The sequence below is a fragment of the Gordonia sp. HS-NH1 genome, assembly GCF_001418765.1.
Lineage (GTDB): Bacteria > Actinomycetota > Actinomycetes > Mycobacteriales > Mycobacteriaceae > Gordonia.
The window spans coordinates 1-15,523 of sequence record NZ_LIYC01000049.1 but is presented as its reverse complement, the minus strand read 5'-3'; the positions used below and the strand labels follow the sequence as shown (position 1 = coordinate 15,523).

14 protein-coding genes are annotated in these 15,523 nt (G+C 69.2%); 9 read left to right on the top strand and 5 right to left on the bottom strand.

The genetic code is table 11. The features are described from left to right. Position 1: 1 nt before the first annotated feature. Both AMD30_RS21760 and AMD30_RS21755 read right to left on the bottom strand, forming a co-directional pair. The gene (locus tag AMD30_RS21760) at positions 2-1,303 is read right to left on the bottom strand and encodes an NtaA/DmoA family FMN-dependent monooxygenase (RefSeq protein ID WP_055477071.1); all 1,302 of its coding nucleotides are present in this window, start codon (positions 1,301-1,303) and stop codon (positions 2-4) included. Next, the gene (locus AMD30_RS21755) at positions 1,300-2,160 is read right to left on the bottom strand and encodes a sulfurtransferase (RefSeq protein ID WP_055477070.1); all 861 of its coding nucleotides are present in this window, start codon (positions 2,158-2,160) and stop codon (positions 1,300-1,302) included. The genes AMD30_RS21760 and AMD30_RS21755 overlap by 4 nt, the downstream gene beginning before the upstream one ends. A 182-nt stretch (positions 2,161-2,342) precedes the next feature. Between AMD30_RS21755 and AMD30_RS21750 the strand changes: the two genes are divergently transcribed. From AMD30_RS21750 to AMD30_RS21720, 7 genes are read left to right on the top strand one after another with little or no spacing between them, the layout of a single operon-like run. After that, positions 2,343-3,245, top strand: a complete 903-nt coding sequence (locus AMD30_RS21750; RefSeq protein WP_055477069.1) for a sulfurtransferase — start codon at positions 2,343-2,345, stop codon at positions 3,243-3,245. Further along, a complete protein-coding gene (locus AMD30_RS21745) occupies positions 3,242-4,303 on the top strand; it encodes an ABC transporter permease (protein ID WP_055477068.1) in 1,062 nt (353 codons plus the stop codon). The genes AMD30_RS21750 and AMD30_RS21745 overlap by 4 nt, the downstream gene beginning before the upstream one ends. Further along, on the top strand, positions 4,300-5,154 hold the full coding sequence (locus tag AMD30_RS21740; RefSeq protein ID WP_055477067.1) for an ABC transporter permease: 855 nt from the start codon (positions 4,300-4,302) through the stop codon (positions 5,152-5,154). The genes AMD30_RS21745 and AMD30_RS21740 overlap by 4 nt, the downstream gene beginning before the upstream one ends. Then, on the top strand, positions 5,151-6,821 hold the full coding sequence (locus AMD30_RS21735) for an ATP-binding cassette domain-containing protein (protein WP_055477066.1): 1,671 nt from the start codon (positions 5,151-5,153) through the stop codon (positions 6,819-6,821). Before AMD30_RS21740 ends, AMD30_RS21735 begins: the two co-directional genes overlap by 4 nt. Beyond that, the gene (locus AMD30_RS21730; RefSeq protein WP_055477065.1) at positions 6,814-8,559 is read left to right on the top strand and encodes an ABC transporter substrate-binding protein; all 1,746 of its coding nucleotides are present in this window, start codon (positions 6,814-6,816) and stop codon (positions 8,557-8,559) included. Before AMD30_RS21735 ends, AMD30_RS21730 begins: the two co-directional genes overlap by 8 nt. A 58-nt stretch (positions 8,560-8,617) precedes the next feature. Continuing rightward, the gene (locus tag AMD30_RS21725) at positions 8,618-9,610 is read left to right on the top strand and encodes an AfsA-related hotdog domain-containing protein (protein ID WP_055477064.1); all 993 of its coding nucleotides are present in this window, start codon (positions 8,618-8,620) and stop codon (positions 9,608-9,610) included. Next, positions 9,607-10,296 (top strand): HAD family hydrolase, encoded by a 690-nt coding sequence (locus tag AMD30_RS21720; RefSeq protein ID WP_055477063.1) that lies wholly within the window; start codon positions 9,607-9,609, stop codon positions 10,294-10,296. Before AMD30_RS21725 ends, AMD30_RS21720 begins: the two co-directional genes overlap by 4 nt. A gap of 2 nt (positions 10,297-10,298) precedes the next feature. Here the strand turns inward: AMD30_RS21720 and AMD30_RS21715 are convergent, their stop codons facing one another. Further along, on the bottom strand, positions 10,299-11,771 hold the full coding sequence (locus tag AMD30_RS21715) for an FAD-dependent monooxygenase (RefSeq protein WP_055477062.1): 1,473 nt from the start codon (positions 11,769-11,771) through the stop codon (positions 10,299-10,301). 123 nt (positions 11,772-11,894) lie between these two features. Here AMD30_RS21715 and AMD30_RS21710 point away from each other — a divergent pair, with 123 nt between their 5' ends. Next, complete coding sequence (locus tag AMD30_RS21710) at positions 11,895-13,253, top strand: MFS transporter (RefSeq protein WP_084817346.1); 1,359 nt, start codon at positions 11,895-11,897, stop codon at positions 13,251-13,253. Beyond that, positions 13,250-14,464: a cytochrome P450 gene (locus AMD30_RS21705; RefSeq protein ID WP_055477061.1), complete on the top strand. Its 1,215-nt coding sequence runs from the start codon at positions 13,250-13,252 to the stop codon at positions 14,462-14,464. The genes AMD30_RS21710 and AMD30_RS21705 overlap by 4 nt, the downstream gene beginning before the upstream one ends. A gap of 31 nt (positions 14,465-14,495) precedes the next feature. On the opposite strand, the gene AMD30_RS21700 is transcribed toward AMD30_RS21705, so the two are convergent. Beyond that, positions 14,496-14,831 carry an ArsR/SmtB family transcription factor gene (locus tag AMD30_RS21700; protein ID WP_055477060.1) on the bottom strand — a complete coding sequence of 112 codons (336 nt, stop codon included), beginning with the start codon at positions 14,829-14,831 and terminating at the stop codon, positions 14,496-14,498. Positions 14,832-14,899: 68 nt separating this feature from the next. Then, complete coding sequence (gene arr / locus AMD30_RS21695; protein ID WP_084817345.1) at positions 14,900-15,337, bottom strand: NAD(+)--rifampin ADP-ribosyltransferase; 438 nt, start codon at positions 15,335-15,337, stop codon at positions 14,900-14,902. Positions 15,338-15,523 lie beyond the last annotated feature (186 nt).

The window sequence follows — 15,523 nt, the reverse complement described above, 5'->3', positions numbered from 1 at the left end:
CTCACAGGCCGTAGTGTCCTCGAAGCGTGGTGGTCGCGTACTCGGTGCGGAAGAGCCCGCGCCGCTGCAGTATCGGTACCACCGTGTCGACGAACAGTTCCAGTCCGGACGGCAATTCGTCCATCATGACGTTGAATCCGTCGCAGGCACCGGAGCGGAACCAGGTCTCGATGTGATCGGCCACCTGCTCCGGTGTCCCGACCACCGTCACGTGGACGCCGCCGGCGGCGAGGAGGCGGGCGGCGCCGCGGGTGTCGAGACCACGGCGCCGGACGAACTCCAGGAAGACCGCCCGCTGGCCTCGTGACCCGGGAACCTCGGCCTCGGTCGGGATCTTGTCCCATGGGATCGGCGCGTCGAGATCGAGATCATCGGCGTGCATGTCCAGACGGGCGGCCAGATTCGCGATCTGCACGTGGTCGGGGATCAGATCGGTGAGTTCGCGCTCCCGTCGGCGCGCACCCTCCTCGGTGTCGGCCAGCACGATGATCAGACCGGGCAGCAGCTTGACGGTGTCGGGGTCACGCCCGGCGTCGGCGGCGAGTCGCCGGATCTCCCCGCGCCGGCGCTGCGCCGACTCGAGATCGGTGTGAGCGGAGTAGATCGCGTCCGCGGTGCGGGCACCCAGTTCGACGCCGTGTGTGGACGCGCCGGCCTGGATCAGCACCGGCCGGCCGTCGCTCAGCGGTGGTGCCTTGAACGGCCCCTCGACCCGGAAGTGCGCGCCCTTGTGGTCGATCGGGTGGATCCGCGCGGGGTCGAGATATCGGCCGGAACCCCGATCGGCGACCAGTGCACCCGGTTCCCACGAATCCCACAGTGCGGTGACGACCTCGAGGAACTCCGCAGCCCGCTCGTACCGCTGCTGCTTGGGCAGGGCCGCGTCGAGCGAGTGGTTCCGGGCAGCCGCATCCCCGCCGGTCACGACCACGTTCCAACCGGTGCGCCCGTGGTAGACCGCGTCGAGTGAGGCGAACTGCCGGGCCAGGTTGTACGGGTCGCTGTACGACGTCGTCGCGGTGACGACGAGCCCGATCCGTTCGGTGTGCGCCGCCAGGACCGCCTGCGCGATGAACGGGTCGAGCAGACGGCTGGGGGAGTTCCAGTCCTTGGCCTGCAGGTCGGGAGAGTCGGCCAAGAAGACCGCGTCCAGCAGGCCGGTTTCGGCCACCCGTGCGACGTCGACGTAGTGCTCGATGGTGACGAAGTGCCCGCCGTCGGGTGCGGCACGCCGCCACGGACTGCCGATGGTCCCCCCCGGAATCAGGTTGGCGTTCAGGATGACCTGGCGGTCCGCACTCACGCGATACCTCCGAGACGGACCGAGGTCGGGGCCCCGGCGAGCGCCCCACGGATCACGAGGCGCGCCGGATCGGCGGACCACTGCGAGAACGAGCCCGGATAGAGCGCAGCCCGGACACCCAGGGACTCGAGGACCAGGACCTGCAGGGCGGCGGCGACGCCACTGCCGCAGTAGGAGGCGGATTCGATCCCGGGATCGGTGACCCCGAACGCGCGGTAGCGCGCCTCCAGGTCGGCGTGGTCGCGGAGTCGGCCGTGGGCGTCGAGGTCGTCGAAGACGGGGGCGGCGACAGCACCCGGGATGTGGCCGTGACCGAGGTGGTCGGCCTCGGGGCGGGCGTCGAGGACGACGCCGGAGCGTACCAACCGGGCCACGTCGTCGGTGTCCACCACCGGCATCGAACCACCGGTGACCTCGATGTCCCCGTTGCCTTGTGGTTCCTCACCGATCGCGATCGGACCGTGGGCAGCAATCCACGCACGGAGGCCGCCGTCGAGGACCCGGACGTCGGACAGCCCGGCCCAGCGCAGCACCCACCAGGCGCGTGCCGCCGCGGTGGATCTCGAGTCGTCGTAGACGACGACCGGGCTGTCGTCGGTCAGCCCCCACCGGCGCAGGGAGTGCGTCAGCGCCGCGGGCTCGGGCAACGGCCGCGCACCGGACGCCGCCGTGACCTCCCCGGCGAGGTCCGCGTCGATGTCGACGAAGTGGGCGTGCGGGAGGTGGCCGCGCAAGTAGTTCTCGCGGTCCGAGAGGCCGCCGGCATCGACACGGACGTCGAGCAGCACGAGCCCGGGTGGGCGTCGGCGCACCAGTTCGGAGGCGGAACACACGAGATCGTCGCGGCGGTCGGGCATCGGTGGCTGTCCTTCGCATCAGGGGCGGGAGTCGGTGGATCGGCTTGGGAGAAGTTATGTGATCAAGCCGGGTTGAGAACATAATTCGGACCGACGTGATTTTTGTATTCACCAATGCCGGGTCGGCTGCTTATGTTTCATCTGCCCGACTTCCCGGGCCCCGAACTGAGGAAGGAGGTCCTGTGACCAACGTTGTGGACACCGTCGATCCGAGCGCTGTCGCCTCGGAGTCGCCCCACCCGGAGGCCTCCGCCTTCGTCGGCGTCGACTGGCTCGCGCGTCGTCTGCCGGACCCGGACGTCGTCGTCATCGAGGTCACCGACGATCCAGATCATGTCGACGGCCCGGGAGTCATCCCCGGCGCGCGTTCCGTGTTCTGGAAGCGCCTCCTGTGGCACGAGACCAGCCGTCGGTTCGCCGACCCCGCGGACCTCGCGGAGCGGCTGCGAGTGCTGGGTGCGGGCGAGGACCGGATCGTGGTCTTCGCAGGGCGCCCAGCGCAATTCGCGGCCTACGCCATCTGGGTGGCGCGCGTCGTCGGTGTCGGCGGTGAGCTGCGCTACCTCGACGGGGGCCTTCCCGCGTGGGAACTCGGACACGGGTCACCGACGGGCACCTCCCCGACCGTCGAGCGGCGAACGCCCGCGTCGGCGCTCCCGCTGGTGACGCCGTTGTCGTCGGCGGTGATCGACCGGGACGGGGTACGGCGGGCGATCGACTCCGAGTCCGTGATCGTCGACCTGCGCACGCCCGAGGAGTACGCGGGCGAGCGGGTCGCGCCGGACACCGAGCCGATCGATCACGGGGCGCAGCGGCACGGTCACATCCCCGGTGCGCGTCCGTTGCACGTGAACGAACTGCTCGACGACGCCGGCCGGGTGCTGCCCGCCGACGCACTGCGCCGCCGGGTCGCCGGCCTCGACGCCGCCGACGCCACGGAACTCGTTTTCTACTGCCGACTCTCGCATCGCGCAGCGCTGGGGTGGCTCGTGGTGACCGACATCCTCTCCGACCCCCGTGTGCGTGTGTACGACGGGTCGTGGACCGAGTGGGGGAGCATCGTGGGCACCCCGATCGAGCGATGACCGCGACGCGGGGCCTCTCCGACGCCGACAACACGGCGGGGAGGCTCGTCACCGACGCGCCCACCCTTACGGCCCCGACCGGCTCGGCAGGCGCCGCACCGGTCCCGATCACTGCACCGGGACGACGCTCGGCCCCGCGGCGGGTGCTCGCGATCGCGGTGTCCGCACTCGTAACCATCTGGGCCGCGGCCACTCTCGCCTTCCTCGCCATCCACCTCGCGCCCGGTGATCCGGTCACCGCGGTGATGGGCGAATCGAGCAACCCCGACCTCCGGGCTCAGGTCGAGCAGGAATGGGGTCTCGACCGACCCCTGGCTGTGCAGTACGTCGATTACCTCGGCGACGTGCTGCACGGCGACCTCGGCTACTCCTACGTCCGCGGCGAGGCCGTCACCGACGTCCTGTTCGGCGAACAGCTCGCGGCGACCGCGCAGCTCGCCGGCCTCGCCCTCCTGTTCGTCGTGCTCATCGCCCCGACGCTCGCGGTACTCACTGCGGGTCGGCGAAACTGGTTCTCGCGCACGATCAGCGGCGTGGAGCTCGCCGTCGCGTCGGCGCCGGCCTTCTGGGTCGGTCTCATCCTCATCTGGGTGTTCGCCTTCACCCTGCGAGTACTGCCGGTCACCTCGGGCACCGAGCTCCAGCGCCTGATCCTGCCCGCGCTGACCCTGGCACTCCCCATCGCGGCCGTGCTGTCGCAGGTGATGCGGGGCGGCGTGGAACGCGCGCTGGAGCAACCGTTCGCGGTGACGGCCCGCGCCCGCGGGATCTCTGCGACCCGCCTGCGACTGACCCATGGACTGCGGCACTCGCTGCTGCCTGCCGCAACCTTGGCGGGCTGGGCCGTCAGCGGACTCCTGACCGGCACCGTCGTCGTCGAGGAGGTCTTCGGGCGTACCGGACTCGGCACCGTCACCGTCGAGGCGGTCACCTACTCCGACCTCCCGGTCGTCCTCGGCGTCGCCCTGCTGACCGCGGTGATCTACCTGACGGTCACCATCCTCATCGACCTCACCTACGTGTGGATCGACCCGCGACTGAAGGAGGGTGTCCGATGACGAGTCTGTCGCTGTCGCAACGACGGTGGCCCGCGCTGACCCTGCCGGGCACGGCCGGGACGTGGGCGGCCGGAGGCGTTCTCGTCGCGCTGGCCCTCGCGGTTGCCGTTCCCTCGGTGTTCGCGGCGGGCGACCCCCTGCACACGGATCTGGCGATCTCTCACCAGGCTCCGTCGCTCACCCACCCGTTCGGCACCGATCAACTCGGCCGTGACGTCTGGACCCGTGTGGTCCACGGCGCGCGACTCTCGCTCTTCATCGGTGTCGCCGCGACGCTGCTCGCCGTGGCCATCGGCGTGCCCGCCGGATTGCTCGCCGGTCTCGGCAACCGCGTCGTCGACACCGTGCTCTCCCGGTTCTTCGACCTGCTCGGCGCCTTCCCGGAGATCCTGCTGGCCCTGGTCCTGATCACGCTGACCGGATCGGGGACCGCGAACCTGATCGTCGCCATCGGGATCGCCTCGGCACCGCGCTATGCACGCGTGATGCGCGCCGAGACCTCGCTCGTGCACCGCTCGGCCTTCGTCGCCCAGGCCGGTCTCCTCACCCCATCGCGGTGGCGAATCGTGCTGCGACACACGCTGCCCAACGCGATCGGCACACTGCCCGTCCTCGTCACCCTGGGGCTCGGGACCTCGATCCTGGGCGCGGCGGCGCTGAGTTTCCTCGGCTTCGGACCCCAGCCCCCGACGCCGGAGTGGGGAGCGCTGCTGGCCGAGGCTCGTGATGATCTCCGGATCGCGTGGTGGTCGGTGCTGTTCCCCGGTGTGGCCGTCACCGCGACCGTCATCGCGACGACGGTGCTCGGCCGCGCGGCACAGCGCCGGTTCGAGCGGAGGGTCGCGCGATGACGCTCACCGTGGCACGGCCCGAGGCAAACGAGGGTGTCGTCACCGACGCGCTCGTCCGGGTCACCAACCTGCGCATCGCATTCGGTGCCGGACCCGAGGTGGTCACCGGGGTGGATCTCGAGATCCGCCGCGGTGAGGTCCTCGCCATCGTCGGTGAGTCCGGTTCCGGGAAGTCGGTCACCACACGCAGTCTCGTCGGTCTGGCCGGCGACACGGCACACGTCCGCGCCGACCGCTTCGAGGTCCTCGGCGAGGACGTGTCCGGTCATGGCGAGAAGGACTGGCGACGCCTCCGCGGGGTGGGTGTCGGCCTCATCCTGCAGGACGCACTGACCGCGCTGGACCCGTTGCGGACGATCGGGCGTGAGGTCGCCGAGGGTCTGACCAGCGGTCCCAGGGTGTCCCGGCGCGAACGCGCGGCCCGCGTCGACGATCTCCTCCGGTCCGTCGGTCTCGACGTCCCGGAGGTCAGGCGCAGGCAGCGGTCCTTCCAGCTGTCGGGCGGGCAGCGCCAGCGTGCGCTGATCGCCGCCGCCCTCGCCGGCGACCCCGACCTCGTGATCGCCGACGAGCCCACCACAGCGCTCGACGTCACCGTCCAGGCACAGGTCCTCGACCTGATCGTGGCGCAGGCGCGGGCGGGTCGCGCGGTGATCCTCGTCAGCCACGATCTCGCCGTGGTGTCGGCGGTCGCCGACCGGGTGCTCGTCATGCGTGAGGGCCGCATCGTCGAATCGGGTCCCGTACGCCAGGTCATCGACGATCCGCGTGCCCCCTACACACGAGCCCTGATCGACGCGGTGCCACGGGGTTCGGCGAGACCGCCGGTCGTGGCCGACGATCGCACCCCGGTGGTGTCCGCGGCCGGGCTCACCAAGTCCTACCGGGTCCTCGGACGGCCGGTGACGGCGGTCGGGGACGTCTCGTTCGACGTCCGGCCCGGGGAGGTCCTCGGCGTCGTCGGCGAGTCCGGGTCCGGGAAGTCGACCATCGCGTCGATGCTCACCGGTCTCACCCGTCCGGACGCCGGGGAACTCCGATTCCTCGGTGCACCGCACCCCGCAGCGGCTCATATCGGCCAGATCGGTCTGGTGGCCCAGGATTCGGTGGCGTCATTCGATCCGCGGTACCTGGTCGGTGAGGTCATCGCCGAGGCGCTCGATGCCGCCGGCCTCCCGTCCGGGCGGTCCGGCTCCGCATCCCGTGCCGCCGAGGTCCGAAGGCTGCTCGACGCGGTTCACCTGCCCGCGGACGTCGCCGGACGCCATCCGCGCGAGCTGTCGGGCGGGCAACGCCAGCGGGTCAACATCGCCCGCGCGGTGGGTGCCCGGCCACGACTGATCGTCTGCGACGAACCGGTCTCGGCACTGGACATCTCGGTTCAGGCGCAGATCCTCGAACTCCTGCGGGAACTGGCCGAGACCGGCGATCTGGCCCTGGTGTTCATCTCCCACGACCTCGCCGTCGTCCGGCAGCTGTGTCACAGCCTGCTCGTGCTGCACCGCGGCCGCGTCGTCGAGCAGGGACCTGCCCGCGACGTGTTCGCGTCACCGTCCTCCCCCCATACCCGAGCGCTTCTCGACTCCATCCCCACCCTGCGGTCGGCCGCCGACCGCACCGACCCGGCCGATCCGGCCCCTGCCCGAAAGAGTTCCGACCGTGCGTAGCAGACAGACACGAAACAGCCTCATACACAACAGACTCCGTCGACTCATCGTCACCGTTGCCACGGTCGTCGGCCTGCTGGTGGTCGGCGCCTGTGCGGCCGACCCCGAACCCGGCAGCGGCGGCGGGGCGCCGTCGGGCGAGCCCGCACCGGGCGGCACCTTCACCATCGCCCTCGACAAGTACCCCGAACGCGGCCTGAACCCGCACTACGGGTCGGCGTTCGACGCGTCGCAGGTGCTGCGCAACACCTACGACAGCCTCATCTCAGAGGACGCCGACGAGAACTTCCACCCCTGGCTGGCGTCGTCGTGGACGATCTCCCCGGACGGTCGAACCTACGAGTTCCGCCTCCGCGACGGGGTCACCTTCTCCAACGGCGAGAAGCTCGACGCCGCAGCCGTCAAGGCGAATCTCGACGCCCTGCGCGATCCGAACTATCCGTCGTGGACGACCAACGGTCTCCTCCAGTACTCGAGCGTGTCCGACGTCGTGGTCGTCGATCCCGCCACGGTGCGACTCACCCTGTCCCAACCGCGGGCCGACCTGCTGTCGACCCTGGCCGGGCTGAGCGGCGCGATCGTCGCGCCGAGCACTCTGCGCGGTGACAAGGCCACGCTGACCAGCGGAGCGGACATGATCGGCTCGGGACCGTTCATCCTGGACCGGGTCGTGCAGGGCCAGGAGATCCACTTCCGCAAGAATCCCGCCTACCGATGGGGTCCGGCGACCGCGCGTCACACGGGACCGGCTCACGTCGACGACGTCGTGGTCAAGTACGTCCCGGAGGCCTCGACGCGCGCCGGCCTGCTGCGCAGCGGTGAGGTCGACGCGATCGGGACGGTGAAGGCCACCGACATCCCGCTGTTCAAGGACGTGTCCGGCTTCCAGTACGCCCAGACCGGTTCCGCCGCATCGACGACCGTCATCATGCTCAACGTCACCGACGGCGCGACCCGGGACGTGCGGGTGCGGCGGGCGATCAGTCGTGGCGTCGACCTCGAGTCGCTCGTCGAGTCGGTCACGAAGGGTAGTCAGGAGCGTGCGTGGAGCCTGATCTCCCCGGACAGCAAGTACTTCGACGCCAAGTACGACGACGCGGCACCGGCCGATCTGCCTCTCGCGAAGAAGCTGCTCGACGAAGCCGGATGGCGGACCTCGGGCCAGGACGGGGACATCCGGACCAACGACGCCGGGCAACGGCTGACCATCCGCCTCGTCGCGACGACGCCGACCTACCCGCAGGACGATGTCCTCAAGGCATGGCAGGCCGAACTCCGTCAGAACCTCGGCGTGGACGTCGAACTCAAGTACGTCGAGAACGCCCAGGTCTATGACCTCCTCGCGCAGAACGATTATCAGGCGTTCCCCCGGCAGGTCGGCGGTCTCGACCTGTCGCTGCAGTTGAACCGGGCCTTCGGGTCCACCAAACCCGATCTGACCTACGGCCAGATCGACGGGATCACCCTCGGCTCCATCGTCGGCGGCTCCAAGCTCGCCGATCCACAGGTCGACCGCTGGCTGCTCGATGCCACCCGCGCGACCGATCAGAACACGCGAAAGGAGTTGTTCGACAAGGTCACCGGATACATCCTCGACAACGCCGTCGCGATCCCGCTCTACACGGATCGCAACAGCGTCGCCGCGACGTCCGAGGTCCACGGGCTCACCTCACTGTTCGATCCACCCCGCAACTCGGTGAACGGCTGGGCGTACGACATCGCCGTCCGCACCGGCTAGCCGATCCACCACGAGTACGACGTCCGAAACCAGCAGTCCGACAACAGAAAGGCACGACGTGTCCATCACACTCGAAGAACTGTCGTTCGACCGCAACATCCCGCGCGGCATCGTCCATCGCGAATCCATCGCCGAGGTCTTCCTTACCGACGCCCAACAGACACCGGACGGGGCGACCTTCGCAGCGCAACTACCGCGCAACCACTCGTACTTCAGCGATCACCGAGGCACCGCGACCACCTACGACCCGCTCCTTCTGATCGAGGTGTTCCGCCAGGTGGCGATCTACTACGCCCACACCTTCGTGGGGGCCGACCGATCAGAGAAGTTCATCTTCGGGGCCGCCGACTTCGAGATCCTCGACGAGGAGACCCTGCGGATCGGTGCCTGCCCCGGACACTGCGTGATCGAGGCGCACGTGGTCCACGAGAAGCTGCGTGAAGGCCAGATCATCGGTCTCACACTGGAGATGGTCGCCTCCATCGAAGGACGGGTCGCCGCCCGCGAGGCGATGACCTACCAGTGGATGCCGTCGGCGGCGTGGAAGAAGATCCGCAAACGCGGACGTGAGAGCCTGGGCCTCCCGCCGGAGCACACCATCCCGCCGGTGAGTCACGTCGCCCGGATGCGCCCGAACTCGGTCGGGCGCCACAACCCGCGCAACGCGATCCTCGCCAATCCCGAACTGGCCGGCCCACAACTCAACGCCCTCACCATCATCGACACCAACCACCCGTCGTTGTTCGATCATGCGCTGGACCACGTGCCCGGCATGCTGCAGTTCGAGGCCGCCCGACAGGTCGCGATGGCAGCGGCCAACGCGACGCTCGGCCTGGACACCAGCCGCATGGTGATGCATCGGTTGCGCATCGAGTTCACGAAGTTCGGCGAGTTCGAACGCGACACCGTCGCACGGTCCACCGTGGAAGCCGACGACGACGGTCGCGGTGCACTCGCCGACATCGAACTGACCCAGGACAGCGACGTGATCGCCACCGGCTGGGTGCATCTCAAACTCCTCCCGGTCGACGTCTGGACGATGGTCCAGTGACCGCAGCATCGAGAAACACGGAGACGGCCGGCCGCCGGGGACCGTTCGTGTGGTTCGACTTCGGCGGTGTCCTCTCGCCGGCGCTCGACGACCTGTTCGGTCTCTACGAGCAGAACACCGGCATCCCGTCGGACGCGTTGAAGCGGGCGATCGCGGTCGTGGGGCAGGAATACGGGCTGCCCCCGCTGGCGCCCATCGAGTTGGCGCTGCTCGACGAACGCGACTGGGTCGCCCGGTTGCACCGGGCGTTACGGGCCGAGGACCCGGACCTCGACCTGTCCCGCAGCGAACCCGACTTCGGCAGACAGTGGTTCACCGGGCACGTCGTCAACGAGCCGGTGCGCGACCTCGCGATCGAACTCGCCGACGAGGGTCTGCGAGTCGGAATCCTCAGCAACAACGTCGTCGAGTGGGAGGCGTACTGGCGGCCGATGGTCGGGCTCGACGATGTGGTCACCGACCTCGTCGACTCCTGCAAGGTCGGTGTCCGCAAACCGGATCCGGAGATCTTCGATCTCGCTGCCCGCCGCAACGACGTCGACCCCGCCGACTGCATCCTCCTCGACGACCTCGAGGAGAACTGTGCGGCCGCACGGGAAGCCGGCTGGACCGTGATCCGCTTCGTGGACGCGGCCCAGGCTGTCCGGGATGTCCGGTCGGCGGTCGCGGCACGCCTGGTGGCGTGAACCTACCCGACGGCCTCGAGGTAACCGTCGGGTCGGATCAGCGCACTCACCCAGGGCTGCTCGGGGGTCACCTTGCCCGTGACCACCACCGGCCCGGGTACCGCTCGCTCCGCTCCCGGTACCGTGCTGATCCGGCCCGCTCGCTCCGCTCCCGGTACCGTGCTGATCCGGCCCGCTCGCTCCGCTCCCGGTACCGGGGCACTCACGTCCGGCCGAATCGCCACATACCGCCCCGCGGAGAGCAGTTCGGCCAGCGTGTGGACCGTGCCGTCGTTCTCGGTCACCACCAGGTCGTGCTGGAATCCGGCCTGGAACTGTCCGCTGATGAGCTCCGCGACCGCGTCGTGGATCGCCGGCACGGCCAGCATGGTCACCACCGCATCGCGGAGGTCGGTCTTCGCCGGGTCCATCATCCGCGACTGCAGGACGGTGTTGGCGACGACCGCCTCGGCCACCCCGACCCGCGAACGCGACCAGTCGTCGAGCATCGAGTCGTCTGCGGCACCGCTGCTCACCCGGGCGAGACGCCACCCGAGGGTGAAGGCGTCCTGCATCCCCGTGTTGAGTCCCTGTCCACCGAGCGGGTAATGGACATGGGCGGCATCACCGACGAGCAACAGCCGGCCGTCACGCATTCGGGTCCGGAGCCGGCCGTGGTCACTGAACCGGGTCAGGTGCGAGATCTTCTGCAGTTCAACAGTTCTGCCGAGAACTGCACCGAGGCGATCGACATACTCATCGGTCCCGGGGACGTCCCGGACGGTCGCGGGTCCCGAGAAGTCCATCGCGATGATCCGGGCAGGCCCACCGGGATTGGGGTTGTGCAGTGTCCACCCGGACGGGGTCGGGTGCCATCCGGGCGGTGGTGCGTCGGACCCCGGGGCGATCGCCAGCCCGGCGATCGCGCTCATCGTGGCGGGGTACGTGCGGGTGGGGAAGTCGCCGGCCGCGGCTACCGGCCCACGCGCGCCATCGGCCCCGACCACCCAGTTCGCGTCGATCGTGACCGTGTCGCCGGCCTGCTCGGCCACGGCGTCGACCGTCTCCGACGCGTCCCCGTGTCGGATGGCGGTCACGGTGTGGCCACGCAGGATTCGCGCACCGCTGATCCGGGCCCTGTGCTCGAACGCGGCTTCGAGGCGGGCCTGGGGGATGCCGGCGATCGGCGCGGCCTCGACGGCCGGTGCGGTGATCGGGAGCACCGGCTGGGCGGCGAACTGGAATGGGGTGCGCCGCGTCATGCCCGCGTTCCGGACGATGTCGTCGGCGCGCACAGACGGCAGATACCCGCGCCGCGTGAGATGCGAGATCGAGCGCGCGTGCACCGTACCCGCCCGCGGCCGTTCGTCGACCTCGGTCCGTGTCTCGAACACCGTCACCGCGGTGCCCTGCTGTGCGAGTTCGGCGGCCAGCAGCATTCCGACCGGCCCACCCCCGACGATCACGACGTCGGTCCGACTCTGGGAACTGGCCATCTCGATGAGTCCTCCTGTTGCACCCGTACGACAGCGATGGTACCTACTAATAACATCGTAGCTACGATGCCGCTAGTCGCACGCCGCCCGATCGATCCACATGACCGAACGAAGGGAGATCCCATGTCGGCCACCACCGACGAGACCGCATCAGCCACCGCCACATCGGCCGAAGGGCAGTCCGAGGCGCCCAGTAGATGGACGCTGCCGATCGTCCTCGCGGCGCAGTTCGTCACCCCGACCGCGATCGCCGGCACCGCGATCGCATTACCGCTGATCTCACGTGATCTGGGCTCGAATCCCACTGCACTGCAATGGGTCGTCAACGGGTTCAACGTAGCCTTCGCACTCGCGACGCTTGTCTGGGGCGCGCTGAGCGACCGGATCGGCCACCGCACAACATTCGCCGCGGGAGCGGTTCTCGTGACCGTCGGCAGCGTCCTCAGTGCCGCCGCCCCCACACTCCTCGTCCTCGATGCCGCCCGGGTGGTCGCCGGCATCGGCGCTGCCGCGATCCTGACGGGGTCGAGTTCGATGCTGTCCAATGCCTTCGAGGGCGACCGACGCACGCATGCATTCGCCATCTTCGGCACGGTGAACGGCCTGGGTCTCGCTCTTGGACCGACCATCTCGGGTGTGCTCGTGTCGTTCGCGGGCTGGCGCGGGGTGTTCATCGTGCACGCGGTGATCCTGGCGGCGGCCGCCGTCGGCTCCCGGGTGCTCCCGGCCGCGCGACCGGTCGCCGGTGACAAGGCACCGATCCTGGACTTGTCGTTGCTCCGCAACCGGGAGTTCCTGGCGATGTGCCTTGTTCCCGTCGCCGGGTCCATCGGGTTCGTGACGCTCCTGACCTACCTGCCGTCCGCGTTCAGCGGTATCAAAGACCTGTCCGCGGGCGCCTCGGGTCTCGTGATGCTGGCGATGACGATCCCGGTACTGGTGGCTCCGCTCGCGGTGGCACAGTTGATCACCCGCGTCCGCGCGCTCACCGTCGGGGTGGTCGTCTACCTCAGCCTCGGTGCCCTCCTGCTGGGCAACGTGGGTGTCCTGCTGCTCACCGAGGAGCGATCGATCGCGTGGCTCATCGTCCCGATGATCCTGCTGGGCTTCGGTTTCGGTCTCCCGATCGGACTGGTCGACGGTCACGCCCTCTCCGTCGTGCCGGCGCAGAGGTCGGGAACCGCGGCGGGCCTGCTGAACTTCTTCCGGATCGGCAGCGAGGCGGTGTTCGTCGCCGGCTATGCACTGGTCCTCTCCACCGTGGTCGGCGCGCATCTCACCGGGGCGGCGGCCGACGACACCGCCGCCGGCCAGTTCGGGCATCCGGACGTCTATCGCGCGGCCTTCGTCACCACCGTCGGTGTGCTGATCGCGCTGCTCGTCGTCGTCACCATCGCCATCGTGGTGGTGCGCAGCCGGGAGAGCCGCACCGCCGAGACCGCCACCACCGACCGTCCCGCCGAACAAGGAGATATGAGATGACCAGCGCCACAGACACATCCGTCCGGTTCGACCTGCGTGCGATCCCGAACATCTCGCCGCCGCAGATGTACACCGCCATCGACGAACGGACGGCGGGCGGACTCGAACAGATTCGTCTGCCGAGCGGGCACGCGGCCGCACACCTGACGTCCTACGCGGACGTCCACAAGGTCCTCACCGACCTCACCTTCGCGCGGGCGGAGACCAACGTCGACGACGGCCCGACCTTCCTGCCGACGATCATGCCGACCGAGATGTTGCTGAACCTCGATCATCCCGATCACGGCCGGCTGAAGGGTTTCGTGGCATCGGCGTACAGCGCTGCCACCATCGCCCGCCGCATCCCGAGTGTCCAGCGAGTGCTCGACGCAGCGGTCGCCGACCTGCGGACGCAGCATGCGGCGGGTGGGGCCGACCTGGTGGGTACGCTGCTCGATCCGCTCACCATCGGCGTCAACGTCGACTACCTCGGCATCCCGGCCTCCGACATCGCCTACTTCCGCCACCTCTCGCGGGAGATGCAGCTCGCGCACGACACCGACGTACCGCAGCTGCTGGAGGACTTCTGGACCCTCTACACCTACATCGGCGACCTGGTCGCCGGACGCCGGCCGGTCGAGCCCGGTCTGATCAGCGACCTGCTCGCCGCGCGTGACACGGTGTCGCCGCCGGTCACCGACGGTGAGTACGCGGCGATCCTGCTCGGATCGCTGGTCGGTGGTGATCAGAACATCCTGTCGGTGGTGACGAAGATCGCCTACGTGGCACTGGCGCGCCCGGAGCTGTGGAACCACCTGGTCGACAACCCGGACGAGATCCCGGCCGCCACCGAGGAACTGTTGCGGCTGCTGCCGCTCGGCCGGATCTCGACCTTCCCGCGGGTGACGACCACGGAGGTGAGGCTCGAGCACGGCGTCCTGTATCCGGGTGACGTGGTGTATGCCGATGCGCACGAGGCGAATCGGGATGCCGCGGTGTATCCGGATCCGTGGACGGTCGACGTGCGGCGCTCGGGGCGGCGGCACCTCCAGTTCGGGTACGGCATGCACCACTGCATGGGTGCGGCACTGGCGCCGATGGAGATCGTGGAGGTGCTCCGCCGGCTGACGTCGGAGTTCCCCGGACTGCGGCTCGCCGTCGATCCCGCCGAGGTCGAGTTCGAGACCGGGGTGCTGGTGCACCGCCCGGTGTCGTTGCCGGTCACGTGGTGACCTGACGCGCGGCCGGGGAGGTGCCGCAACCTCAGCCGGCCGGCGCGCGGTCCGCGGTATCGGCGGCGAGGATCGCGTCGAGCAGGCCCGGGAAGACCCGGTCCATGTCGTCGCGACGCAGTCTGGTCATCCGGCCGTTGCCGACGTCACGCTGCCAGATCAGCCCGGCCTTGCGGAGGACGCGGAAGTGGTGGGTCCGCGTGGACGGCGCCCAGGGGAGTCCGAACACGCTGCAGAACTGTTCGGCCCCCTGGGGTTCGGCGGCCAGCTGCGCGATCACACTCCGCCGGTTGGTGTCCGACAGTGCATGGAGCACCGCGGACAGGTCGAACTCGTCGACGTCGGGGTGTCCGTCGGCATCGGCCATCGCGCACCTCTCTCCACATTCACACCGCCCGGCGTGCCTCCGTGCGGAACATACGAGAGCTATCGTACCTAGTCGTAGAGGACCGCGTCGCCGCGCTGCCGAAGCGCCTCCAACCCCGCGCGGAATTGCCGGAGGTAATCCGGCGAATGGCCTACCCAGTCGGTCATCTCGCCGACGATCCGCACCGGTTGTGCACTCCGGTACGAGTGGGTCGGGTTGCCGGGGAACTTTTTGTCGGTGACGTTCGGATCGTCATGTGCGTCGTCCTGTGGTTCGACGACGTAGACCCGGGGGCGACCGTCGCCCACCGCCATCTCGGCTGCAAGGACCGCGCCGTCCAGCACCTTGGTCATGTAGACGTAGTTCGAGACGTGTTCCGGACGGTAGTTCGACCGGTGGCCCGGTGTCAGGAAGTCGCCGACGCGGAGGTCGGCCTTCGTGCCGTGAAAGTACGCCCCGGACTCGTGGACCCGGAACCGTTCCGGTGTGTCCGCCATATCTGCCATCGATCGCCTCCCGGTGTCGGTCGTCGAGCGATTGTGCACGGTCGCGGGGGCCTTGCCGCAAGCCCCTACTCCTCGCTTATGGTGAAAGGGGCGGGGTTCGGAGGCGGAGCACCACCCCCGAACCGTTCCCTCTTCCTCCTTTCGAGAATCCTCACCACTGGTCGTAGCCGACGTTGACCTGGGGGT